The following is a 23,325-nucleotide window of genomic DNA, read 5'->3' as shown; positions in this document are numbered from 1 at the left end:
GCGCCATTATAATGGAACCATGGCAACAGTGAGGGCAGGCAACAACGTCAGGCAACGTAGAACAAAATGGCGACAAAATGGCAGCTACTGCCGGCCAGCACGAACAGATGCCAGATGCCGTGGCCATGGCGCAGCTTGTGGTCGGTGGCATAGAAAGCGATGCCGCCCGTGTAGCACAGGCCGCCAGCCACCAGCCACAGGAAGCCTTTCCACTCGAGCGCCGCCAGCAGCGGCTTGATGCCGATGACGATCAGCCAGCCCATGGCCACGTAAATGACCAGCGACAGGATGCGCGCGCCTTTCGCGTACACATATTCCTGCACGATGCCAAACAGGGCCAGGCCCCAGACGACGCCGAACAGCGACCAGCCCCACGGCCCGCGCAGGGTCACCAGCATGAACGGCGTGTAGGTGCCCGCGATGAGCAGGTAGATGGCGCAGTGGTCGAGCCGCTGCAGCACGGCCTTGGCCTTGCCCCGCACGCTGTGGTACAGGGTGGACGTCAGATACAAGGTCAGCAGCATGGCCGCATACACGCTGCAGCTGACGATTTTCCACGGGTCGCCCGTGCGGGCCGCCACGACGATCAGGATGACGCCGCCGATGGCCGCCAGCGCGGCGCCCACCGTATGGGAGATGCTGTTGAAGCGTTCGCCGTGGTACATGGCTTAATACCGCTTTGCCAAGACGCAGCAGACACCCGGGGTCAGACCCGCCGGGTCTGACCCCAGCTTTACTCTGCGGGGTTCAATCAAGCCGCTTCCGCCTTCTTGCGTGCCGGACGGCGCGCTGGCGTCTTGGCTGGCTTGTCTTCCGCTACAGGCGCGATTTCCACCGGTGCCGCTTCGACGACAGGAGCCGATTCCACGGCGTCAGCCGCCTTCTTGGCCGGCTTCTTCGCCGCTGCCGTCTTGCGGGCCGGCGTGCGCGGCTTGGCCTTCGGCTTCGCTTCGGCGACGGCTTCCACGATCGCTTCAACTACCGGCTCAGGCATGGCTTCCACAGCAGCGACTTCGACAACTTCGGCGCGCGCTTCGCGGGCGCCATCGCCATTCTTGCGGCCGCCACGGCCATTGCGGCGCGAACCGCGCTTGGCGTTGCCTTCTTCGGCCACCACCTCGGCGGCGGCTTCTGCTACTTCGTGCTGCACCTCCGGCTGCGGCGCCGGCGCATACTGTTCGACGACTGCTTCGGCGTCGGCCACCGGCACGAAGGCCTGTGGCGCGGACTCGCCGCGGCGTTGTTCGTTCTGCTTGCGGCCGCCACGTCCATTGCGGCGCGAATCGCGGCGGCTGCCGCCTTCGCGCTGATTGCCCTCTTCCGCCGCCACGCCGGTCTCGCCGGTGACGATGGCTTCGCTGGCCACTTCCCCGCTCACGGGCGCAGCGACAGGCACCAGGCCGCTGCTGCGGTAGACATAGGCGCCCGATTTTTCATCGCGGCCAAATTCCAGCAAGCCGCGCGTCTGCGCTTCTTCCAGCAGATTGCCGAAGGTGCGGAAACCGTAGTACGACTCGCTGAAGTCCGGCTTGCGGCGCTTGATCGCTTCTTTCAGCATCGAGGCCCAGATCTTGCCGCTGTCGCCGCGCTCCGAGACCAGCGCGTCGAAGGTGGCAACGGCCATCTCGATCGCTTCCGTCTTGCGCGACTCGTATTTTTCCTTGCGGCGCACTTCTTCGTCGGGCGAACGCTTGGCGGCCGGGGTTTCGCGCGCATCACGCTTGGCGGCCGTGCGGCGGCTCTCGCGCACCAGGTCATCGTAGAAAATGAATTCGTCGCAGTTGGCCACCAGCAGGTCGGAGGTCGACTGCTTGACGCCTACGCCGATCACCTGCTTGGCGTTTTCGCGCAGTTTCGACACGAGCGGCGAAAAGTCGGAATCGCCGCTGATGATGACGAAGGTGTTGACGTGGGCCTTGGTGTAGCACAGGTCCAGCGCATCGACCACCAGGCGGATGTCAGCCGAATTCTTGCCGGACTGGCGCACGTGGGGAATTTCGATCAGCTCGAAGTTCGCCTCGTGCATGGTGCCCTTGAAACTTTTATAACGGTCCCAGTCGCAATATGCCTTCTTGACAACGATGCTGCCCTTGAGCAGCAAGCGTTCGAGGATGGGCTTGATATCGAATTTTTCGTAATTTGCATCTCGCACGCCGAGCGCGACGTTCTCGAAGTCGCAAAACACGGCCATGCTGAGGTTTTCTGGGGATGACGCCATAGGGGTGAATTCTCGCTGATGATAAGGGCGGACGGGAAGCGCAACGCCTCCCTTTTCCCCTAGTATATTCGCCCATCCCCCGTTTCGGCGACAACTATCGTGCGCGGCGGCCTATTGCGCGCCGCCGGCGGCGCTCGCGCTGGCGCCGTCGACGGGCCAGACGACGCTTTCATCGACCGAATACAGCTGGCACGGCAGGCTGCTGCGCCGCTGGCACGAAGCGAGGGCGCGCACGTCGGGGCTTTCGCCCTCCTCGGCCCAGGCCCAGGCACCGCTGGCCGACAGGGCAAAGGCGCGCGGCGCGGTTTTCTCGAGGAAGTCGCGGTAGGCGGCGCGGCCCTGCTCTTCCAGATACGGCACGGCGGCAATGTCGTCCTGCGGCGCGAAATGCGTGGCCGGCGGCGACGGCGCATCGGCCACGCGGTAGACCTGGCGCACCGGCATGCCGATTTTCTGCAGGAAGCGCTCGGTGGCAGGCAGCCACACGGCCACCCCATCGCGGCTGCCCAGGGTCAGGTGGGCGTCGCGCTTGAACGGGCCATAGGCGACCAGTTGCGCCTGGCCGCCGGAACCCGTAAACGAGCGAAACAGCCGCTGCGCCAGAACCGGCCCGAAATAGGAATCGTTGGCGCCATACAGCCACAGGCTGGGAATGTGGTTGTAGGCGCCCAGGGTGGCGAAGGTCTTGGCCAGCGCCCCTTGCCAGTCGCAGCCTGGCATGTCGACGCGCAAGCCGCCGGAAAAATTGAGCACGCCGCGCACGCCGGGCACCACCCGGGTGGCCAGCGCCAGCGCCGCCATGCCGCCATACGACTGGCCCGCGACGACGATGCGCTGCGGGTCGACCCAGCTCTGGCGGCGCGCATACGCGAGCGCGGCCAGCATGTCGCGCGCCTGGCCCTGCGCGTTGCCCAGCATGTCGCAGCCGAAATCGCGGTAGGCGCCCGTGGAACGGGCAAAGCCGGCGCGCATGGGCAGCATCACCGCATAGCCGCGGCGCACGAATTCGGTGGCCATATAGATAAAGCGCTCGCGCTGCTGCAGCCGGGCCGGGCCGGCCTGCTTGCCGTGATTCATCAGCAGCAGGGGGAACGGGCCGGGGCCGGCGGGACGAAACACCGTCGTCTCCAGCACTTCGCGCAAACCGTCACCGGCCGGCACCATGATGACTTGCTCGTTCAGGCGCGCATCGAGCGGCAACGGCGAGGGGACAAGCTGGGCTTTCAGTGGCAGACAAGGCAGGCTGAGCAGCAAACCCAGCAAAATGGGGCGAAACAGGTGAAAAATGGCGGACTCCGTGGATGACTTCCCTGCCAGTCTAGACAGTGAAATGCCACAGAACAATATAAAAAAATTACGTGACGCACATATTTTTTACGGCAACCACCTGGGGAAAAATTGTTGCCTTGCACCAACCACTTTTCCTGTTGACGGGAGTACACTGGGCGCATACTGAAGGAGTTGCCATGTCCATATCCGCCCTTACCACCGGTACCTCGGGGCTGACCGCCAACCAGCGCGCGCTGGATGTGGCCGCCAACAATATCGCCAATGCGAATACGCCGGGTTTCCAGCCGCAAAAGGCCGAATTCCAGGAAAGCAGCCCGGCCGGCACGGGCGTCAGCCTGTCCATCGAAGGGCGCAAGCTGGCCGCCAGCGAAAGCGTCAGCGGCGCCAATGCGAATGCGGCCAAGGCGGCCGAAAGCCGGCCAAACGGCGTGGGCCTCGCGTCCGAACTGACGGATAACCTCGTCTACAAGGCCGGTTTTAATTTATCGGCGAATGTCGTCAAGGCAGCCGACCAGGCCTTGGGCAGCCTGATCGACGTCAAGACTTGAACCTGAAGGCTATCGATTAGGTAGCCTGGTTTTTCATTTCCAGCACCAAAGGCGCCATCGCCGGCCGTATCAGCGCCAGCAGCCGCTCGGCGGGAATGCCGTCGCGCGCCTGCACCGACAAGCCATGCAGCAGCGCCGCATAATAGTCGCCCAGCGCCTGCACGTCCGCTTCGCCTTTCAATTCTCCCGCCAATTGCGCCGCGCGCAGGCGCTCGATGACGGCTTGCGTGCGCGCGCGGCGGTGCTGCGCCAGCCAGTCGGCGATGCCCGCGTTTTCCGCGCTCGTGTTGGTGGCGGCCGTGACCACCATGCAGCCTTGCGGCTGGCCGCTGCGCGTGTACAGCAGCACGGCTTCTTCCAGCATGCGCGCCACCGCGTCGCGCACATTCAGGCTGGCGGCCAGCGCGTGCACGGCAAACGCGCCCTCACCCGTTTCATACAGTTCCACGGCTTCGCGGAACAGCTGCTCCTTCGAGCCGAAGGCCGCGTAGATGCGCGCCGAGGCGATGCCCAGCGCCGCCACCAGGTCGGCCATCGACACGCCCTCGTAGCCGCGCATCCAGAACGCGTCGCGCGCTTTTGCCAGCGCCAGCGCGCGGTCGAATTCCCTCGGTCTTCCTGCCATTTCTATCCTCTGCTTGCGAACTGGCGGCCAGTATAACGCCTGGCGCCGACGGTGCGTTCGCCAATTATTTTGCATGACCGCCTTGACCGCGGAAAAAATTTCGCCTATTCTTTGTCGATCGACAAACAATAGGAGCCGATATGAAAACCATTCAAGGACCGAGCCTGCACCTGGCCCAATTCGCCGCCGACACGGCGCCCTTCAACACCCTGCCCGCCATCGCCGAGTGGGCGGCCGGCATGGGCTTCAAGGCCCTGCAGATTCCTGCCTGGGATGCGCGCCTGTTCGACGTGGCGCAGGCCGCACACAGCCAGCAATACTGCGACGATCTGGTCGCCATGCTGGCCGGCCATGGCCTCGTCATCAGCGAACTGACGACGCACATCTTCGGCCAGCTGGTGGCCGTGCATCCGGCCTATGACGCGCTGTGCGACAGCTTCGCGCCGGCACACCTGCATGGCCAGCCAGAAGCGCGCACGGCGTGGGCCATCGAGCAAGTCAAGCTGGCGGCCATGGCGTCGAAACGCCTGGGCCTCAAGGACATGGGCACGTTTTCCGGTTCCTTCGCCTGGCCCTACCTGTTCCCGTTCCCGCAGCGCCCGCCCGGCCTGATCGAAACGGCCTTCGACGAACTGGCGCGCCGCTGGCTGCCCATCCTCGACGTGTGCGAGGAACAGGGCGTCAACCTGTGCTACGAAATCCACCCGAGCGAAGACCTGCATGACGGCATCAGCTTCGAGATGTTCTACGAGCGCGTGGGACGCCACCCGCGCTGCAAGATGCTGTTCGACCCCAGCCACTTCGTGCTGCAGCAGCTGAACTACCTGGAATTCATCGACATCTACAAGGATCACATCCGCATGTTCCATGTGAAGGATGCGGAGTTCAATCCGACAGGTCGGCAAGGCATCTACGGCGGCTACCAGTCGTGGGAAAACCGCGCCGGGCGTTTCCGCTCGCTCGGCGACGGCCAGGTCGACTTCAAGGCGATCTTCTCGAAGATGGCGCAAAACGACTACGCGGGCTGGGCCACGCTGGAATGGGAGTGCTGCCTGAAGGACCAGGAGGTGGGCGCGCGCGAAGGCGTGGCCTTCATCAACGCCCACATCATTCCTGTGACCGACAAGATCTTCGACGACTTCGCCGGCGCCCCCGTCAGCGCGCAACAGATCCATCAATTGCTGGGCATCCGGCACAACTAATCAAGGAAACCTTATGAACGACTTCATTCACGACTACGTCCGCATCGACGGCCAGCGCCTCCATTGCGTCATCGCGGGTACCGGCAACGGCAAACCCGTGCTGCTGATCCCCGGCTGGCCGCAGACCTGGTATGCGTGGCGCCACGTGATGGCGGCGCTGGCCGCCAGCGGCTACCGGGCCATCGCCATCGATCCGCCGGGGAGCGGTCATTCGGACCGCCCGGCCGGCGGCTATGACACGGGCGCCGTGGCGACCACCCTGCACCGCGCCATGCTGGCCCTGGGCCATGCGCAGTACGACGTGGTCGGCCACGACATCGGCATGTGGGTCGGCTATGCGCTGGCCAGCGACTTCCCGCAAGCCGTGACGAAACTGGCGCTGACGGAAGCCGTCATTCCCGGCCTGGCGCCCGCGCCGCCGATTTTTGTTGCGCCGTCCGACAATATCTTCCTGTGGCACTTCATGTTCAACCAGGTGCTCGATTTGCCGGAGATGCTCACGGCGGGCAAGGAGCGCGAGTACATTCGCTTCATTTTCGACCGCTGGTCGTACCGCCGCGACAAGGTGGCCGTCGACGTGTATGCGGATGCCTACGCCACGCCGGGCGCCCTGCGCGCCGGTTTCGCCTACTACCGCGCCATACCCGAAACCATCAAGCAAAACCTCGAGCGGGCCAAGCGCAGCCTGGCCATGCCCGTGCTGGCCATCGGCGCCGACCATGCGACCAACGACGCGCCCCTGCTGACCATGCAGGGCAAGGCGGACAATCTGCAAGGCGCCATCGTCGCCGAATGCGGCCACTTCATCATGGAAGAACAGCCGGAAGCATTCATCGCCCACCTGCTGCCCTTCCTGGCCGGAGAGCTGGCGTGAGCCTCGATCCGCTGATCGCCGCCTGGCTGGAGGAAACAAAGGATGCGCCGCCGCCCGCCTCGCTGGCAGCGCTGCGGGCGGCCACGGAAACGGGACTGCGCCAGCTGCACGGGCCATTGGAAGACGTCACGGCCATCAAGGATTACGTGCTGCCCGGCGAGCCTGCGCTCACCGTGCGCGCCTATGTGCCGGCCGGTGCGGACACGGGCCAGCCCTTGCCGGCCATCGTCTTTGCGCATGGGGGAGGATGGTGTCTGTGCTCGCTGGACCTGTACGACAACCCGTGCCGCGCGCTGGCCAACGCCACCGGCTGCGTGATTTTTTCCGTCGACTACCGGCTGGCGCCCGAGCACAAGTTTCCCGTGCCGCTCGACGATTTTTACCGGGCAGTGTGCTGGGTCGCCGAGCATGCGGCGGCGCTGGGTGTCGACGTGAAGCGCCTCGCCGTGGGCGGCGACAGCGCGGGCGGCAACCTGGCGGCGGCCGCCGCCCTGATGGCGCGCGACCAGGCCGGGCCCGCGCTGGCGCACCAGTTGCTGCTATACCCGGCCCTCGATTTCGCCTTCGACACAGCTTCGTATCAGCGCCATGCGGAAGGCTTTTCGCTGACACGGGAAGCCATGCGTTTTTGCTGGTCAGCCTACCTGAACGAACCGGCCGATGGCATGCAGCCTTATGCGGCGCCGCTGCGGGCAGCTTCGCTCAAGGACTTGCCGCCGGCAACCGTGCTCGTGTGCGAGTACGACCCGCTGCATGACGAAGGCGTGGCGTATGCGCGGCGGCTGCGCGACGATGGCGTGGCGGCCGAATGCGCGCAGCTCGACGGCATGATCCATGCGGCTATGCACATGCCGGGATTGACGCCAGCGGCGCGGGGATTGTTCGACGTGGCTGGCCAGGCGATGCGAACAGCGCTGGGAGTGTAAGAAAAATCCGCCGCCGGGAATGGCTCCACGGCGGCGGCCTGCTGGGCCGGCATCACGGCGTCTCCAATAGCCATGGTGTTCCCTTCCGACGTATACCGTCTAGTTTGGCGATGCTCAGGCGACAAGCGCCGAAACGCTTGCGTACGTCAATTTTTCAGACATTTCTCCCGCACCGTTCATGCACCGCACCATTTCGCTGTGCGAACGAATGTTTCACAAAACGGTTGACATGCACAATTTGGCTAGGCAAACTGGTTTCCAGGGAGCCTGAAAATGAATGCAAATATGACCAATATTCAGACCGCAGCAGATCCGGAACTCATCGTCTTCGGCGATGACGAGGAAGGCAAGGACCGCCAGTTCGTCAACGCGCTGGCGCGTGGACTGGAAGTGCTCCGTTGCTTTCGTCCCGGCGAAGTCTATCTGTCGAACGCGGACATGGCCAAGCGCACGGGCATCCCGAAACCGACCATTTCGCGCCTGACCTACACGCTCACCAAACTCGGTTACCTGAACTACTCGGACAGCCTGGGCAAGTACCAGCTGGGCGCCGGCGTGCTGGCCCTCGGCTACCGCATGCTGTCGAACCTGGACGTGCGCAAGATGGCGCGCCCGCTGATGGAGGAACTGGCGGAACACGCGCAAGCGTCAGTCTCGCTGGGCACGCGCGACCGTCTCAGCATGGTCTACGTGGAGACGTGCCGCAGCAGCGCCAACGTCACCTTGCGCCTCGATGTCGGCTCGCGCATTCCCCTGATGACGACGGCCATGGGCAAGGCCCTGCTGTGCATCCTGCCGCAGGCCGAGCGCGACTACCTGATGGACCACGCCAGGGTGCACGAGACGGAACGCTGGCCCCGTATCAAGGCCGGCATCGAACAAGGCTTCAAGGATTACCAGGACCGGGGCTTTTGCATCTCGGCCGGCGAGTGGCAGAACGACGTGCATGCCGTGGGCGTACCCATGCTGGGCGCCGACGGCGAACAGGTGATGGCCTTCAATTGCGGCGGCCCCGCCTTTTTGCTGTCGCGCGAAAAGCTCGAATCGGACCTGGGACCGCGCCTGGTGGCCCTCGTCAAGACAGTGGAAAAAAACCTGGGCCGCGGTTAGACTGCGCGCCCCCTCTCAACGACAGATCAAATCAAAGCGCCGAGGAAACCGATGATACGCGACGAAGAAACCCTGAACATCCTGCTCGACAGCATCGCCCGTTTCGTGCGCGAAGTGCTGGTGCCGAACGAGGCGCTGGTGGCTGAAACGGATACGATCCCGCCCGCCATCGTGGCGCAGATGCGCGAACTGGGCCTGTTCGGCCTGTCGATTCCGGAAGCGTACGGCGGCCTGGAACTGAGCATGGAAGAAGAAGTGCGCGTCGCTTTCGAGATCGCCCGTACCTCGCCCGCCTTCCGTTCGCTGATCGGCACCAACAACGGCATCGGCTCGCAAGGCATCGTCATCGACGGCACGGAAGCGCAAAAACAATACTACCTGCCCAAGCTGGCGGCGGGCGAGATCATCGGCTCGTTCGCCCTGACGGAAGCGGGTTCCGGTTCCGATGCGGCCTCGCTGCGCACGACGGCCGTGCGCGATGGCGACTTTTATATCCTCAACGGCAGCAAGCGCTATATCACCAACGCACCGGAAGCGAGCATCTTCACGGTGATGGCGCGCACGGACCCCGTCAAGCGCGGCGCCTCGGCCATTTCCGCCTTCATCGTGGAAAAGGATACGCCAGGCCTCTCGCTGGGAAAAGTCGATAAAAAAATGGGCCAGCAAGGCGCGCATACCTGCGACGTGATCTTTGAAAATTGCCGTGTCCCGGCCGCGAATATCATCGGCGGCAAGGAAGGCGTGGGTTTTAAAACAGCCATGAAGGTGCTCGACAAAGGGCGCCTGCACATCGCCGCCGTCTGCGTGGGCGCGGCCGAACGCATGCTGACCGACGCCCTCGCCTACGCCATGGAGCGCCAGCAGTTCGGCCAGCCCATCGCGGAATTCCAACTGATCCAGGCCATGCTGGCCGACAGCAAGGCCGAGATTTATGCGGCGCGCAGCATGGTGCTCGACGCGGCGCGCCGGCGCGACAACAAGGAAGACATCTCGACGGAGGCGTCGTGCTGCAAGCTGTTCGCCTCCGAAATGTGCGGCCGCGTGGCCGACCGCTCCGTGCAGATCCACGGCGGCGCCGGCTACATCAGTGAATATGCGGCCGAACGCTTCTACCGCGACGTGCGCCTGTTCCGCATTTACGAAGGCACGACGCAGATCCAGCAGATCGTCATCGCCCGCAACATGATCAAGGCAGCGCAAAAGTGAAGGAGGCCGCGATGGACATTCCTTCCCTGCTGGCCGGCCTGCCGGCGCGCCTGTCGGCCATCCCCGCCTACTGGGCGGCGCGTGCGCCCGATGCGCCGGCGCTGCATGAAGGTGGCCGCCACTGGACTTACGCGCAGCTGCAGCACTGTGTGGAACATGCGGCGCTGCTGCTGCGCCAGCTGGATGTGCGCGCCGGCGACCGCCTGATGGTGGTGGGCGAAAATGGCGCGCTGCAGGTGGCGCTGATCTTCGCGGCCGCCAGCATCGACGCGTGGATCGTCAACGTCAATGCCCGCCTGTCGGCACGCGAGATCGATACCATCGCTACGCACAGTTCCTCACGGCGCGTGCTGTTCCTGGCCGGCGCCTCGCCGGAAGCGGCCGCTCATGCGGCGCGGCGCGGGGCCAGCCCCGTCACCGTCGATGGCATGGGCGAGCTGCTGGCGGGCGGTTTGAACGAGACGGCCATCGCGGAAGACACGGTTCCCGGCAACGAACAGGTGGCCGCGCTGATCTACACGACGGGCACGACAGGGCAGTCGAAAGGCGTGATGCTCACGCACCGCAACCTGCTGTTCATCGCCGCCGTCTCCAGCAACTTGCGCGGCTTGACGCGCACGGACCGCGCCTACGGCGTGCTGCCGATTTCGCACGTGTACGGCCTGGCCTCGGTGGCACTGGGCACGCTGTATGCGGGCGCCGCCTTATATCTGGTGCCGCGCTTTTCCGTCGATGGTTTGCTGGCCGCATTGAAAGACGATGAATTGACCATCGTGCAGGGCGTGCCCGCCATGTACGCCAAACTGCTGCAAACCCTGGGCGGGGCCGATACGCCGCTGCCGACGCGGCTGCGCTTTGCGTATGCGGGCGGCTCGCCGCTGGCGCCATCGCTCAAGCACGAGGTGGAAAAGCTGCTGGGCACCGCGCTGCACAATGGCTACGGCATGACGGAAAGCGCGCCCACCATCAGCCAGACGCGCCTGGAAACGCCACGCCGCGACGATTCCGTCGGCATGCCGATCCCCGGCGTGGAAGTGCGCGTGGTGGACGTGGCCGGCCTGGATGTGGCGCCGGGCGAGCCGGGAGAGCTGTGGATACGCGGGCCGAACATCATGGCCGGCTATTACCGCGAGCCGGCCATGACGGCGGCCGCCATGCGCGACGGCGGTTGGCTGAACACGGGCGACATGGCGCGCCAGGATCCCGACGGCGCGCTGTTCATCGTGGGACGCACCAAGGAATTGATCATCCGCTCCGGCTTCAATGTGTATCCGCTGGAAGTGGAAACGGCCCTGAACGCCCACCCGTCCGTGGTGCAGTCGGCCGTGGTGGGACGCACCCTCGCCGATGGCAACGAGGACGTCATCGCCTATGTGGAACTCGACCCGCGCCAGCCCGCCAGCGTGGCACAATTGCAGGCCTGGCTGGCGCAGACCCTGTCGCCGTACAAATGCCCGTCCGCCATCATCGTCATGGAAGCGCTGCCGGCCGCCGCCACGGGCAAGATTTTGAAGGGGCAACTGCGGCAAATGGCGCAGAATACCCTGTGAATTAACCCTGCTGTACCAGACCCGACAATAAAACCAAGCCACATCACCGGAGGAGACACGATGAAACGCACCTACACACGCATCGCCATGGCAGCGCTGGTTGCCAGCGCCTGGATGGCAAACGCCAGCGCCGACGAATTCCTGGTCGGCGCGGAAATCCCGTTGACGGGCAACCTGGCGCGCGTCGGCGCCGGCATGCAGGAAGGGATCATGGTCGCGGCCGAGGTATTCAACAAGACCAACGGCAAGCACACGATCAAGATCATCACCGTCGACGACGAATCGGCCCCCGCCAAGGCCATCGCCGCCGTGGAAAAGCTGGCCAGCCAGGGCGTGGTGGCGATCACGGGCGGCTATGGCTCGAACAATATCTCGCCCGCCTCGGACACGGCGAATAAACTGGGCCTCGTCTACATCACTTCGGGCGGCGTGGACGACAGCCTGGTGACCAGCGGGCGCAAGAATTTTTTCCGCATCAATAACACGGCCGGCTACGAAAAAGCCATGCTGGGATTGCTGCAGGACGTGGGCGCCAAGTCCGTCTCCATCGTGTATTCGACCAAGGACGCCACCACGGGCCTGGCGAAAGACGTGGAAAAAGCCCTGGCCGCCAAGGGCGTGAAAGTGACAACGCACTCGTTCGACCCGGCCATTACCGACTTCAAGCCCATCATCAACAAGATCAAGCTGCAGGACAAATCGGAAGTCGTGGCCATGGTCGGCTACGAAAACGATTACGTGGGCATCATCCGCGCCGCGCGCGTGCTGAAACCGAAGATCAAGGCCATGGTGGGCGTGTGGTCGCTGGCCACGCCGAAGATGGCGGCCGACTTCCCCGACCTGATGCCGAACGTGTTCGGCACGGCACTGCTGCCCTTCCCCACGGAATTCAAGACAGCCGACGGCAAGGCCTTCAGCGACGCCTACAAGCAGTTGTACAAGAAGGAGCCGGACTACCTGGGCCAGTTCGGCTATGTGCAATCGATGCTGCTGTTCGAGGCGATCGCGCGCGCGGCCGACAAGGGCACCATCAAGAAAGGCGGCGTGGCCGAGGAAATGCGCAAGACGGACCGCGAAACCCTGATCGGCCGCGTGCAGTTTGCCGCCAATGGCGACAACCAGAACTTCGTGCACCGCATGGCGCAGCACCAGGACAAGAAAGTGGTCATCGTCTGGCCGAAGGAACACGCGACGGGCAAGCTGGCCTATCCAGCCCTGCCCTGGTAAACGGCAGCCTCCCGCTGCACACGCGCGCGCCCGCACGGACGCGCACCGATGAACGGCCACCCTGGCGCATCTTCGCGATGCGCCAAAGTGGCCTGACGGGATGACGACATGACAGAATTAATCTTGCAAGCCCTGTATTCGGGCTTGCTGCAGGGCGGCTCCTACGCCCTGATCGCACTGGGACTGGCGCTGGTCTTCGGCACCATGAAAGTGATCAATCTGGCGCACGGCGAACTGGTGCTGCTGGCCGCCTACATCGCCTACAGCGTGGAATCCGGGCTTGGACTCGGCCCCATGTTCGCCATTCCCATCGCGCTGGTGATCGTCAGCCTGACGTCCGTGGGCGTGTACCTGATCGTCAGCCGCATCAAGAAAGACCGCGAAATCAATTCGCTGATCCTCACCTACGGCATCGGCGTGATCCTCACCAATTTCATCCTGCTCGTATGGAAGGCGGACATCCGTTCGACGTCGTCGAGTTGGCTGCAGGAAGGCATCGAGATCGGCCCGTTTTTCAGCATGCGCAGCGAAGTGATTTTCTTTGGCGTCAGCCTGGTGCTGATGGCGGCCCTGTGGCGCTGGCTGTCGACCAGCTGGTATGGCCGCGCCGTGCGCGCCGTTTCCAGCAACCGCGACGCGGCCAAGCTGATGGGCATCGACCCGGGCCGCACGGAACTCGTGTCCTTTCTGGTCGCCGGCATCCTGGCCGCCTTCGCCGGCGTCGCCCTGTTCAGCTATGGCGTGATCCAGCCCGCCTACGGCGGCGCGCTGACGGTCAAAGCCTTCATCATCACGGTATTGGCCGGCATCGGCTCGATCCCCGGCGTGCTGCTGGCCGCCGTGCTGCTGGGCGTGGCAGAAGCGCTGACCGTCACCCTGGCCAGCTCCGCGCTGCAGGAACTGTCGGGCATGGTGCTGTTCCTGCTGGTGCTGTTCATCATGCCGAACGGCTTGTTCGGCGCACAACGGAGGCGCGGATGAAGCGCTCGACTTTGATTTCAACAACGGGCCTGCTACTGGCCGCCTATATCGCTGTGCCGCTGGCCCTGGGCGCCAACCAGTACGTGATGAGCATGGTGGTGGCGGCCCTGATCATCGGCGGCGTGGCCATGTCCTGGGCCCTGCTCGGTAACTTGGGCGGCATGGTCAGCTTCGGCCATGCGGCGTTTTTCGGCGTGGGCGCGTATGTCTCCGCGCTGGCCACCGTGAAACTGGGCTTGCCCGTGTTTGCCGCCATGCTGCTGGGCGGCGCGGGCGCGGCCATCGCCGCCGTCATCATGCTGCCCGTGCTGCGCCTGCGCGGGCCGTATTTTGCGCTGGCCATCCTCGCCTATGCGCACATCTTCCGCATCCTGGCGACGGAATGGAGTTCCGTCACGGGCGGCGCCGGCGGCATCAACAATATTCCCACCTTGCCCACCGTCTTGGGCTTCGATCTGGCCAGCAAGACGGGCGCCTACCTGGTCGTACTGACCTTGGTGGTGGCATGCGCATTTGCCTACAGCCGCATCCGCGCCAGCCATTACGGCATCGCCCTGCGCGCCATGCACGACAGCGAAGACGCCACGCGCGTCGTCGGCGTCAACAGCACCTTGCTGAAAGGCGCGATGCTGCTCGTGTCGGCGTTCATGGCGGGCCTGTTCGGCGCCTTCAACGCCCACTACATCAACTTCCTGGAACCGGACTACGCCTTCAACAGCCTGTGGGTGACCTTGCCGATCGTGGCGGCCATCTTCGGCGGCTACCGCACGATACTCGGCCCCGTGCTGGGTGCCGTGGTGGTCTACCTGGTCGACCAGCTCATTTTCAAGTCGCTGATCCCCACGGGCCACCAGCTGGTGCTGGGCGTGCTGCTAGTGGCGATGATCGTCTTCAGCCCGAACGGCTTGCTGCCGCTACTACGCAAAATGTTCAAAGCAAAGGAGAAAGCACATGCTTGAACTCGATAATGTGTCCGTGCGCTTTGGCGGCCTGACGGCCGTCGATTCCGTCACGTTGAAAGTGGCCAGCCATGACGTGATCGGCCTCGTGGGCGCGAATGGCGCCGGCAAGACCACCCTGTTCAATGCGATCTCGGGCCTCGTGCGTCCCACCAGCGGCAGCATCCGCTTCGAAGGACGCGACATCATGGCCACGCCCATGTACCAGCGCGCGCGCCTGGGACTGGGGCGTACCTTCCAGATCCCGCAACCGATGCATGAATTGACGGTGCGCGAAAACCTCGTCGTGGCGCAGCGCTTCGGCACGGGCAAGGTCGACATGCGCAAGATCGATGAAATCCTCGATTTCACGAGCCTGCTTGACAAGGCCGGGCGCGACGCGGCCAGCGAACTGGCGCTGACGGAATTGAAAGCGCTGGAAGTGGCCAAGGCGCTGGCCACCAATCCGAAACTGCTACTGCTCGACGAAGTGCTGGCGGGCCTGGAAACGAACGGCAAACGCCGCTTCATGGGCATGCTGAAGGACTTGCACGCCGCCTTTGGCGTGGGCATCGTCATGATCGAGCACGACATCGAGACCATCAGCAATCTGTGCCAGCGCGTGGCCGTGCTCAATTTTGGCCAGCTGATCGCCGACGGCACGCCCGACGCCGTCTTCCGCGACCCGGCCGTCATCGAAAGCTATACAGGGGCAGCCCATGCTTAAAATTGAAAACCTGCGCGCCGGCTATGGCGCCATCAATGTGCTGTGGGATGTGTCGCTGGCTATCCAGAAGGGCAAGCTGACCACCATCATCGGCCCGAACGGCGCCGGCAAGACGACCCTGCTGCGCGCCATCATGGGCTTGCTGCCGGTCGGCGCGGGCAGCATCGCGCTCGACGGCCAGTCCATCAACGGCACGCCGACGTGGAAGATGAGCGACGCAAGGGTCACCATGATTCCGGAAGGGCGCATGACGTTCCGCGACATGAGCGTGGAAGAAAACCTGATCATGGGCGCGTTTCCGAAGGAGCACCGCAGCCACATGCCGGCGCGCCTGGCCGAAGCCTATGCCATGTTCCCGCGCCTGCACGAACGGCGCAAGCAGCTGGCCGGATCGCTCTCCGGCGGCGAGGCGCAGATGCTGGCCATGGCGCGGGGATTGATGTCGGACCCGTCGCTGCTGATCATCGACGAACCGTCGCTGGGCCTGGCGCCGCTGGTGGTCAACGAGCTGTTCGAGATTCTCGCGCGCCTGAACGACGGCAAGCGCACCATCATCCTCGTGGAACAGAACACGGCGCGCGCCGTGGGCGTGGCCGATCACGTCTACCTGATGCAAAGCGGTAAAGTGGCGCTGTCGCAGGCGGCGCTTGACGTCGACCTCGAGCACCTGCACGAACTGTATTTTGCGCGCTGAGTGACATCGGCCGCACGCGGTTGCCATCAGTCCTCGTCGTCGGCCAGTTTGCCAAACGCCAGCAGGGCGTTCTTGTCGAGTCCGCTCGTCACGAAAGGATCGTCGGCGGGGAAGCGGCCCGTATCGGCCAGCATGCGCAGCTTGCTCAAGCGCTCACCCAGCGCCAGCGCTTGCGCCTGCGGATCGGCATCGGCTTGCCCCACCTGCCCGATCGCGCGGGTCACGGACTGGGGAAACTCCCACAATTCGGCGATCCGCACCGACAGGATGCGCGCTTGCGCAAACACCTGGGCAATGAAGGCGTCCGATTGCGGGAAGACATCGGGCGCATGCATCTGGTCGATCAGCCGGAACGCCACCACCAGGCCGACGTTGGCCATCAGTCCCGCGAGATAGGCGTCGAAGGCGTTGGCATGCATGGCCGGCGCGACGAGGCTGGCCGCCAGCGCACATTTCTCGGACTGGCGCCAGATCAGCGGCGCCGTGCGCACAGTCAGCCCGCCGCTTTGCATGCTGACGATGGGGCGGAAGGCGACGCGGGCGAGCAGCATGCGCATGCCGTTTTGCCCGAGCAGCATGATGGCGCCGTCCATATTGTTGATCGAAGGGCTGGCGTTATAGCGCGACTGATAGCAGGGCCGGTTCGCTTCGCGGTAGACCTCGGCGACCAGCAGCACGTCCTGGGCCAGCTGGGCCGACAGCTTGGCCGCGCTCATGTTTTCATCTTGCAGGGTACGCATCAACTGCGGAATGATGGCTGGAATGCGCGGTACCAGCGCAGCGCCAGCGATCGGTTCACGGACCAGGCGCGCCAGCTCGTCCAGAATCTGCTGTTCAGTCTGCTCCGGGGCCTGCGCCGCACTCGCGGCCGCCAGCCAGCGGTAGTACATGGCATCGATTTCAGTGATGGTGGCTGGCTGCCGTACCGCTTCGGCAGCCGCCGCTGCCGAGACTGCCGCAGGCTTGCTTTTTTCGTCGCCGCCGTTCAGTAATTTTCCTATCCAGCCCATTTTGCTATCCAAGCCCTATCTGCATCACTATCGCGCAATCCGCCCCACGATTTTACTTGATGATGGCAGCGCTGGTGCGGCTGGCGTGAGCGCTTTGTCCATCTGCCGCAACATGCTAAAGTGGCATTGCAAAACCCTGCCCTGCCCGACAAGCGATCCATCATGAACAATCCACTTGCGCACTACCTCACCAGCCAGGCGTACAACAACGCCTGGGCCAACCACCGCCTGCTGAAGGCGTGCGGCCAGCTGACCCAGGCCGAATTCCAGGCCACGCGCGTCAGCTTTTTTCCCACCATCCAGTTCACCCTGAACCACATCCTCACATGCGACTGGTTTTATCTCGACGCGCTCGAACGCGAGCTGCGCGGCGAAGCGCCGCATGCCGACTGCTACGTCTTCTTTGAACAGGATGAACCGTTCAGCGATTGCGCGGCCCTGCATGCGGCGCAGCGCGCATCGGACCAGCGCCTGATCGCCCATTGCCGCAGCCTGTGCGATGCGGACCTGGCGCGGCCCGTAACGATATTGCGCGATACACCACAAGTCGACACGCGCCAGCGCCTGCTGGCACACCTGTTCCAGCACCAGATCCACCACCGGGGGCAAGTGCACGCCATGCTGGCCGGCACGCGCATCGCGCCGCCCCAGCTCGACGAATTCTATTGCGCCGGGGAAGCGGATGAGCGGGCGCAGGATTTCCTGGAACTGGGCTGGACGGAAGACGACGTCTGGGGTCCGCGCTGAACTATTCCTCCGCGTGGCAGCAGACGCACAGCTTGTTGCCGTCGAGGTCGCGGAAGTAGGCGCCATAGTAATGGGCGTGGTAATGCGGGCGCAAACCGAGCGGCCCTTCGCACACGGCGCCCAGCGCCAGCACGGCCTGGTAGCAGCGGTCCACCTGCGCGCGGCTGGTCGCCAGCAAGGCCGTCATCTGGCCATTGCCTGGCGCGGCCGGCAAGCCGTCATGCGGTGCCGTCAGCACGAACAGGGGCCGCGGCGCCTGCTGCGCCATCCAGCCCGCCCAGGGCTTGGCCGTATCATGAAATTTCTCGATCAGACCGAGTTCTCCCAGCAGGGCCGTATAGAAAGCGTAGGCGCGGGGAAAGTCGTTGGTGCCGAGGCAGATATGGGACAGCATGCTGCTCCTTCTTGAGTTCAAACGGGTGTGCGGCGCAATGCGCGAGCTGATTATAATGGCGCATCGCTTTCCGACACGCTCCCATGCCAGACCTCGACCGCCTTCAGCTGCACCCGCCCTCCAGCGCCGACCTTCCCGCTTTGCTGGCCTTCGAACTGGACAACCGCGCGTATTTTGAACACTGGGTCACGGCCCGCGCGCCGTCCTACTATCACCAGGAAGCCATCGCCGCCGCCATCGAGCAGGCGCAGCGCGAACGCGAACAGGACCGCGCCTACCAATACCTGGCCAAGCTGGACGGGCAAATCATCGGCAGGGTCAACCTGACGGGCGTCACGCGCCCCTATTTCAACAAGGCAGCGCTCGGTTACCGCATCGGCGAACGGTTCGGCGGACGCGGCTACGCCACGCGCGTGGTGGCCCTGCTGCTGGACGAAGCGTTTGGCGCGCTGGACCTGTGGCGCCTGGAAGCGACGGCGCGGCCGCAAAACCTGGGCTCGGTCGCCGTCATGCAGCGCAACGGCTTTCATCAGTATGGCAAGTCGGAACAAGCCATGTTTTTCCAGAATGCCTGGTCGGACTTGCTGTATTTTGAGCGGCGCAACACGCAAACCATGGCCTGAGATGCCGCATTTTTCCGGCAGCAACGCGACTTTTATCCTATCAGGGGCGACTTTGTCACAGCGCAAAGCTGCACCATGATGGACTGATAACGTCAAGGCTCGGGAATCTTCCCAACCTTGCCAAGTCCAACATGAAACTGCGGCTACGCCTGTTCGAACATGTGCTGCTGGTGCTGGCCTTGGCCATCGTCATCTTTGCCGCCGCCATCGTGCTGGCGCGCATGACACAGTGGGCGGAAGCGCGGGAGCTGCCCGCCTATCTCGTGCAGGGCATGCACCTGGTGGGCAAGGTGCTGTTTTTCCTGGACGGCTGCATCGTCATCGCCGTCAGCAGCATCCTGGCCGCCCGGCTGTTCCGCATGCTCACCAAGGAGGATTTATGAACGATCTTCACTACCTGCTGACGCTCCGGCATCCGCGCCGCTTCTGGTGCAGCGCCATCGTCATCGCCGTGGCCTCGGCCATCGTGCTGGGCCCTTGGCTCGACAGCATTCCATGGCTGGTGGCCATCCCCTTCGTGGGTGGCGGCTTGCTGGTGGCGCTCGGTGAGCTGTGGGATGACATGCATGGCAAGCGCCTGCACAATGGCGACGATACGCAGTCACCATGCCGCCATCCTTGAAACCGGCATGGTGATGCGTGCACGCAACAGCAGTCATACCATGCCTGCCATTTGCCTGCGCAGTGCGCCTATTTAAGACTGGCTTCAGCCTCGCCGTGCATCGTGAACAGGTCGCCAGCAGCCATGGCGTTTCCCTTCACCATCACGGGCACAGCCCAGCGAAAGAGCCGACATGAGCACATGGATGCGCGCCAACAAAGGTTTTTTGATGTTTCTCCTGCTGTTCGGCGTGTTCCGCACGGCCGTGGCGGACTGGAATCCCATACCGTCGGCATCCATGCGCCCCAATCTGCTCGAGGGCGACGTGGTCTTCGTCAACCGCCTCGCCTTCAACCTGAAAGTGCCGCTCACCGATATCGTGCTGCAGCGCCTGGGGGAACCGCAACGGGGCGACATCGTCACCTTTTCCTCGCCGAAAGACGGCACGCGATTGATCAAGCGCATCATCGCCCTGCCCGGCGACACGGTGGAAATGCGCAATGAACAGCTGGTCATCAATGGCCAGCCCGCCCAGTACACGGCGCTCGACACGGCGCCTGAAACCATCGCCCACGTGGGCCAGCTGACGGCGCAGCGCATCAGCGAACGCAACCAGACGGAACAGCACCGCATCCAGGTCTTGCCGCAAATCGCAGGCGCGGCCCGCAGCTTCGCCCCCGTGACGGTGCCGGCCGACCATTTCCTCATGCTGGGCGATAACCGCGACAACAGCGCCGATTCGCGCTACTTCGGTTTCGTGCCCCGCGCATTGCTGATTGGCAAGGCCGAGCGCATCCTTGTCTCGGCCAATATCCAAGAGCATTGGCAGCCGCGGCTGCAGCGTTTCGGCATGAAACTGGAGTAATCGCCGTCCCGTGCAACAGCGCCATGCTTTTCGGTTAGCATGGCGCATCATGCAAAACTTTTCCTCAGCCAGCCTGCAGCCAGCCAGTCAGCACTACGCTCTCGATCAACTGGCCCAGTTCCTGCAGCGCCATCCCGACGTGTTGCTGCTGACGGGCGCCGGCATCAGCACGGCGTCCGGCATACCGGCCTACCGCGACACGGAAGGCGTACGGCGCGGCAATGCGCCCGTGCAAGGACCCGATTTTCGCCGCCAGGAAGCCGTGCGCCGCCGCTACTGGGCGCGCAGCATGGTGGGCTGGCCGACCCTGGCGCGCGCCACGCCGAATCCCGGCCACCTGGCCATCGCGCAACTGGCCCAGCGCCAGAGAATAGGCGGCCTGATCACGCAAAACGTCGATGGCCTGCATCAGCAAGCCGGCAGCGCCGCCGTCACGGAGTTGCACGGCAGCATACATGGCGTCGTCTGCCTCGATTGCCGGGCCCGCCACACGCGCCGCCTGATCCAGGAGCAACTCGAACGCGACAATCCCCAACTGCTGGGCGCCACGGCCACGCCGGCGCCCGATGGCGACGCCTTGCTCGAGCCGTCCCAGCTGGCCATTTTCCACGTGCCGGTCTGTCCCCGCTGCGGTGGCACCTTGCAGCCCGACGTGGTGTTTTTCGGCGATGGCGTGCCCGCCGCCTGTGCGGCCGAGGCCGAAAGCAAGATGCACACGGCCAGCGCCCTGCTGGTGGTGGGCTCGTCCGTGATGGTGTATTCGAGCTTTCGCCTGTGCCGCATGGCGGCCGAAACGGGCAAGCCCGTGGCCGCCATCAACATGGGCAAGACGCGCGCCGACCATTTGCTGGCATTCAAGGCCGATGCCCCGGCACAAGACATCTTGCCTGCATTAGCGGCCATGCTGGGCTGATCCCGTGCCGGCCCCGCGCCGCTCTGGCTATACTGTGGCATTAACGAGGAGAATTCATGCTGGAACTGTTGAGTGAACACGCCTGTTTTGGCGGCGTACAACGCTTTTATCGCCACGACGCGCAAGCCATCGGCTTGCCCATGCGTTTCTCGGCCTTCATTCCCGACACGGCGCCGGGCGCCACGGTCACCACCAGGCGCCCCGCCCTGTTTTACCTGGCGGGCCTGACCTGCACGGAAGAAACGTTCATGATCAAGGGCGGCGCGCAGCGCGTGGCGGCCGAGGAAGGCTTGATCCTGATCGCCCCCGACACCAGCCCCCGTGGCGCGAACATCGCGGGCGAAAGCGACTCCTGGGATTTCGGCGCGGGCGCCGGCTTTTACGTGGACGCCACCGAGGCGCCATGGAGCAGCCACTACCGCATGTACAGCTACCTGCTGGAACTGCACGCCCTGCTGGAGCAGGAACTGGCGATCGATGCGCAACGCACGGGCATTTTCGGCCATTCGATGGGCGGCCATGGCGCACTGGTGCTGGCCTTGCGCAACCCGGAACTGTTCCGCTCAGTATCCGCCTTCGCCCCCATCGCCGCACCGAGCCAATGTCCATGGGGCAAGAAAGCATTCACGGGCTACCTGGGCGGTGATGCCGCCAGCTGGCAGCAGTACGACGCCAGCGCGCTGATGCGCGGCCTGCAGGGCCAGCCGCCGCTGTTCCCCGAAGGCATCTTGATCGACCAGGGCCTGGCCGACAAATTCCTGCCCGAACAACTGCACCCCGATGTCTTCGAAGCGGCGTGCCGCGACGCCGGCCAGCCATTACGGCTGCGCCGCCATGCCGGCTACGACCACGGCTATTACTTCATCGCCAGCTTCATGGAAGAGCACGTGCGCTTCCATGCGAGGAATCTGCGCGCCATATAGGCGCCAGTGAAACATGTCACAGTGCCAGGACTATGGAAATTTTCGATACGGGCGAGGCGCGTGGAAAAACTCAGTCCTTGCCGCTGCCGAACACGGCGACAGAAAATTCGATGAAGCTGCGCAGCTTCGGTGTCATCTGGCGGTCTGGCGCATACAGCAAGTGCAGAGGCCTGTCAGGGGCCCGGTATTTCGGCAACACGCGCACCAGCCTGCCTGCCGCGATGTCGGCTTCCAGCAATTCCGCCGGCTGCAGCATGACACCCATGCTGGCGCGGGCGGCCATCAGGAGGGCCTCGCCGCTGTCGATCATCAGGCGGCCCGTTACCGGCACCGTCACCGGGCCGTCCGGACCGTCGAAGCTCCAGTGGCTGCGCAACTCCGTGTAGGCAAAGCCCAGGCATTCGTGGCTGGCCAGGTCCATTGGCGAGATGATGGGCGGGTGTGACGCCAGATAGGCGGGCGAAGCGCAGAGAATCAGCCGGTACGGCGCCAGGCGGCGGGCAATGCGGCTGCTGTCGGCCAGCTCGCCTACCCGGAACACGACGTCCGCCCCCTCCTCGATTGCATCGACATACCGGTTCGTGAGCGACACCTCGACCTGCACATCCGGGTAGGTCGCCATGTATTCGGTCAGGCGTGGCATCAAGGCGTGGATTCCGAAGGTGAGCGGGGCGTTGACGCGCAGGCGGCCGCTGGGACGGGCATGGCTCTCGGCGGCCAATCCCTCCGCAGCGGCCACCTCGGCCAAAATGACTTTCACCTTTTCGTAATAGCTTGCCCCGATTTCCGTTAAATGCTGGCGCCGCGTGGTGCGGTTGAGCAAGCGGATGCCCAAGTGCTGCTCCAAAGTCAGCACATGCTTGCCCACCAGCTGCGGCGACATGCGGAACACGTCGGCGGCAGCGGAAAAGGAGCCCAGCTCGACCGCCTTGGCAAACACGGTCATGCTCAGTAGTCGGTCCATCGCATCCACCCATTACAAACGCCACATTTCAAGTGACCAATTTTAATCGACATTTATCTTCTGGCGTTTATAGTCCAAAGTAGCGGCATTCTCTTTCCCGGGCATAAGCATGCACCGCTTTAATCGCTCCTCCGCAGACGGCCTTGCTTTGCCCTCGTACGCCGCCCCG

26 protein-coding genes are annotated in these 23,325 nt (G+C 64.1%); 19 read left to right on the top strand and 7 right to left on the bottom strand.

Features of this window, described 5'->3' with window-relative positions; all coding sequences use genetic code 11:
* Positions 1 to 47: 47 nt before the first annotated feature.
* The 3 genes from trhA to OPV09_RS12015 all read right to left on the bottom strand — a co-directional run bounded on the left by trhA (position 48) and on the right by OPV09_RS12015 (position 3,481).
* Positions 48 to 665, bottom strand: coding sequence for a PAQR family membrane homeostasis protein TrhA (gene trhA / locus OPV09_RS12025; protein ID WP_070304340.1), 618 nt, complete (start codon positions 663 to 665; stop codon positions 48 to 50).
* Between the two features lie 86 nt (positions 666 to 751).
* Positions 752 to 2,218, bottom strand: coding sequence for an NYN domain-containing protein (locus OPV09_RS12020; protein WP_338681868.1), 1,467 nt, complete (start codon positions 2,216 to 2,218; stop codon positions 752 to 754).
* A gap of 111 nt (positions 2,219 to 2,329) precedes the next feature.
* Positions 2,330 to 3,481: a dienelactone hydrolase family protein gene (locus OPV09_RS12015; RefSeq protein WP_338681866.1), complete on the bottom strand. Its 1,152-nt coding sequence runs from the start codon at positions 3,479 to 3,481 to the stop codon at positions 2,330 to 2,332.
* 203 nt (positions 3,482 to 3,684) lie between these two features.
* On the opposite strand from OPV09_RS12015, the gene OPV09_RS12010 reads away from it, so the two are divergent.
* Positions 3,685 to 4,056 (top strand): flagellar basal body protein, encoded by a 372-nt coding sequence (locus tag OPV09_RS12010; RefSeq protein ID WP_219328306.1) that lies wholly within the window; start codon positions 3,685 to 3,687, stop codon positions 4,054 to 4,056.
* A gap of 16 nt (positions 4,057 to 4,072) precedes the next feature.
* Here OPV09_RS12010 and OPV09_RS12005 read toward each other — a convergent pair whose 3' ends face one another.
* Positions 4,073 to 4,681, bottom strand: a complete 609-nt coding sequence (locus OPV09_RS12005) for a TetR/AcrR family transcriptional regulator (RefSeq protein WP_219328305.1) — start codon at positions 4,679 to 4,681, stop codon at positions 4,073 to 4,075.
* Between the two features lie 140 nt (positions 4,682 to 4,821).
* Between OPV09_RS12005 and OPV09_RS12000 the strand changes: the two genes are divergently transcribed.
* From OPV09_RS12000 to OPV09_RS11950, 11 genes are all read left to right on the top strand, one after another.
* Positions 4,822 to 5,883, top strand: a complete 1,062-nt coding sequence (locus OPV09_RS12000; protein ID WP_338681864.1) for a sugar phosphate isomerase/epimerase — start codon at positions 4,822 to 4,824, stop codon at positions 5,881 to 5,883.
* A 13-nt stretch (positions 5,884 to 5,896) separates the two neighbouring features.
* The gene (locus tag OPV09_RS11995) at positions 5,897 to 6,757 is read left to right on the top strand and encodes an alpha/beta fold hydrolase (RefSeq protein ID WP_034757345.1); all 861 of its coding nucleotides are present in this window, start codon (positions 5,897 to 5,899) and stop codon (positions 6,755 to 6,757) included.
* Positions 6,754 to 7,683, top strand: a complete 930-nt coding sequence (locus OPV09_RS11990) for an alpha/beta hydrolase (RefSeq protein WP_338681863.1) — start codon at positions 6,754 to 6,756, stop codon at positions 7,681 to 7,683. The genes OPV09_RS11995 and OPV09_RS11990 overlap by 4 nt, the downstream gene beginning before the upstream one ends.
* A gap of 285 nt (positions 7,684 to 7,968) precedes the next feature.
* Positions 7,969 to 8,793: an IclR family transcriptional regulator gene (locus OPV09_RS11985; RefSeq protein ID WP_035817702.1), complete on the top strand. Its 825-nt coding sequence runs from the start codon at positions 7,969 to 7,971 to the stop codon at positions 8,791 to 8,793.
* 51 nt (positions 8,794 to 8,844) lie between these two features.
* Entirely contained in the window at positions 8,845 to 9,999 is a 1,155-nt protein-coding gene (locus OPV09_RS11980) for an acyl-CoA dehydrogenase family protein (protein WP_338681862.1), read from the top strand.
* A gap of 11 nt (positions 10,000 to 10,010) precedes the next feature.
* Positions 10,011 to 11,549: a class I adenylate-forming enzyme family protein gene (locus OPV09_RS11975; RefSeq protein ID WP_338681861.1), complete on the top strand. Its 1,539-nt coding sequence runs from the start codon at positions 10,011 to 10,013 to the stop codon at positions 11,547 to 11,549.
* 60 nt (positions 11,550 to 11,609) lie between these two features.
* Complete coding sequence (locus OPV09_RS11970) at positions 11,610 to 12,776, top strand: ABC transporter substrate-binding protein (protein WP_072454650.1); 1,167 nt, start codon at positions 11,610 to 11,612, stop codon at positions 12,774 to 12,776.
* A gap of 108 nt (positions 12,777 to 12,884) precedes the next feature.
* Positions 12,885 to 13,757: a branched-chain amino acid ABC transporter permease gene (locus tag OPV09_RS11965; RefSeq protein ID WP_034757323.1), complete on the top strand. Its 873-nt coding sequence runs from the start codon at positions 12,885 to 12,887 to the stop codon at positions 13,755 to 13,757.
* Positions 13,754 to 14,716: a branched-chain amino acid ABC transporter permease gene (locus OPV09_RS11960; RefSeq protein ID WP_338681859.1), complete on the top strand. Its 963-nt coding sequence runs from the start codon at positions 13,754 to 13,756 to the stop codon at positions 14,714 to 14,716. The genes OPV09_RS11965 and OPV09_RS11960 overlap by 4 nt, the downstream gene beginning before the upstream one ends.
* Positions 14,709 to 15,422, top strand: coding sequence for an ABC transporter ATP-binding protein (locus tag OPV09_RS11955; protein ID WP_034757316.1), 714 nt, complete (start codon positions 14,709 to 14,711; stop codon positions 15,420 to 15,422). Before OPV09_RS11960 ends, OPV09_RS11955 begins: the two co-directional genes overlap by 8 nt.
* A complete protein-coding gene (locus tag OPV09_RS11950) occupies positions 15,415 to 16,116 on the top strand; it encodes an ABC transporter ATP-binding protein (RefSeq protein WP_338681857.1) in 702 nt (233 codons plus the stop codon). The genes OPV09_RS11955 and OPV09_RS11950 overlap by 8 nt, the downstream gene beginning before the upstream one ends.
* Positions 16,117 to 16,142: 26 nt before the next feature.
* Here OPV09_RS11950 and OPV09_RS11945 read toward each other — a convergent pair whose 3' ends face one another.
* Complete coding sequence (locus OPV09_RS11945) at positions 16,143 to 17,138, bottom strand: HDOD domain-containing protein (protein WP_338681856.1); 996 nt, start codon at positions 17,136 to 17,138, stop codon at positions 16,143 to 16,145.
* 150 nt (positions 17,139 to 17,288) lie between these two features.
* On the opposite strand from OPV09_RS11945, the gene OPV09_RS11940 reads away from it, so the two are divergent.
* Positions 17,289 to 17,873 (top strand): DinB family protein, encoded by a 585-nt coding sequence (locus tag OPV09_RS11940; RefSeq protein ID WP_338681854.1) that lies wholly within the window; start codon positions 17,289 to 17,291, stop codon positions 17,871 to 17,873.
* 1 nt (position 17,874) lies between these two features.
* Here the strand turns inward: OPV09_RS11940 and OPV09_RS11935 are convergent, their stop codons facing one another.
* Positions 17,875 to 18,267, bottom strand: coding sequence for a VOC family protein (locus OPV09_RS11935; RefSeq protein ID WP_338681852.1), 393 nt, complete (start codon positions 18,265 to 18,267; stop codon positions 17,875 to 17,877).
* An 83-nt stretch (positions 18,268 to 18,350) separates the two neighbouring features.
* Here OPV09_RS11935 and OPV09_RS11930 point away from each other — a divergent pair, with 83 nt between their 5' ends.
* The 6 genes from OPV09_RS11930 to fghA all read left to right on the top strand — a co-directional run bounded on the left by OPV09_RS11930 (position 18,351) and on the right by fghA (position 22,192).
* A complete protein-coding gene (locus OPV09_RS11930) occupies positions 18,351 to 18,890 on the top strand; it encodes a GNAT family protein (RefSeq protein ID WP_338681850.1) in 540 nt (179 codons plus the stop codon).
* Positions 18,891 to 19,021: 131 nt separating this feature from the next.
* Entirely contained in the window at positions 19,022 to 19,273 is a 252-nt protein-coding gene (locus OPV09_RS11925) for a hypothetical protein (protein ID WP_338681848.1), read from the top strand.
* A complete protein-coding gene (locus OPV09_RS11920; RefSeq protein ID WP_070304326.1) occupies positions 19,270 to 19,512 on the top strand; it encodes a hypothetical protein in 243 nt (80 codons plus the stop codon). Before OPV09_RS11925 ends, OPV09_RS11920 begins: the two co-directional genes overlap by 4 nt.
* A 172-nt stretch (positions 19,513 to 19,684) precedes the next feature.
* A complete protein-coding gene (gene lepB / locus OPV09_RS11915; protein WP_070304325.1) occupies positions 19,685 to 20,356 on the top strand; it encodes a signal peptidase I in 672 nt (223 codons plus the stop codon).
* Positions 20,357 to 20,405: 49 nt separating this feature from the next.
* Positions 20,406 to 21,269, top strand: coding sequence for an NAD-dependent protein deacetylase (locus tag OPV09_RS11910; RefSeq protein WP_338681847.1), 864 nt, complete (start codon positions 20,406 to 20,408; stop codon positions 21,267 to 21,269).
* Between the two features lie 56 nt (positions 21,270 to 21,325).
* The gene (fghA, locus tag OPV09_RS11905) at positions 21,326 to 22,192 is read left to right on the top strand and encodes an S-formylglutathione hydrolase (protein WP_338681845.1); all 867 of its coding nucleotides are present in this window, start codon (positions 21,326 to 21,328) and stop codon (positions 22,190 to 22,192) included.
* 70 nt (positions 22,193 to 22,262) lie between these two features.
* Here the strand turns inward: fghA and OPV09_RS11900 are convergent, their stop codons facing one another.
* Positions 22,263 to 23,156 (bottom strand): LysR family transcriptional regulator, encoded by an 894-nt coding sequence (locus OPV09_RS11900; protein ID WP_072454659.1) that lies wholly within the window; start codon positions 23,154 to 23,156, stop codon positions 22,263 to 22,265.
* Positions 23,157 to 23,325: the final 169 nt, after the last annotated feature.

Origin of the sequence: Janthinobacterium sp. TB1-E2 (genome assembly GCF_036885605.1) — a bacterium.
GTDB classification, from domain to species: Bacteria; Pseudomonadota; Gammaproteobacteria; order Burkholderiales; family Burkholderiaceae_D; genus Janthinobacterium; species Janthinobacterium aestuarii.
The sequence above is the reverse complement of the archived record's forward strand: the minus strand, read 5'-3'. Positions and strand labels throughout refer to the sequence as shown.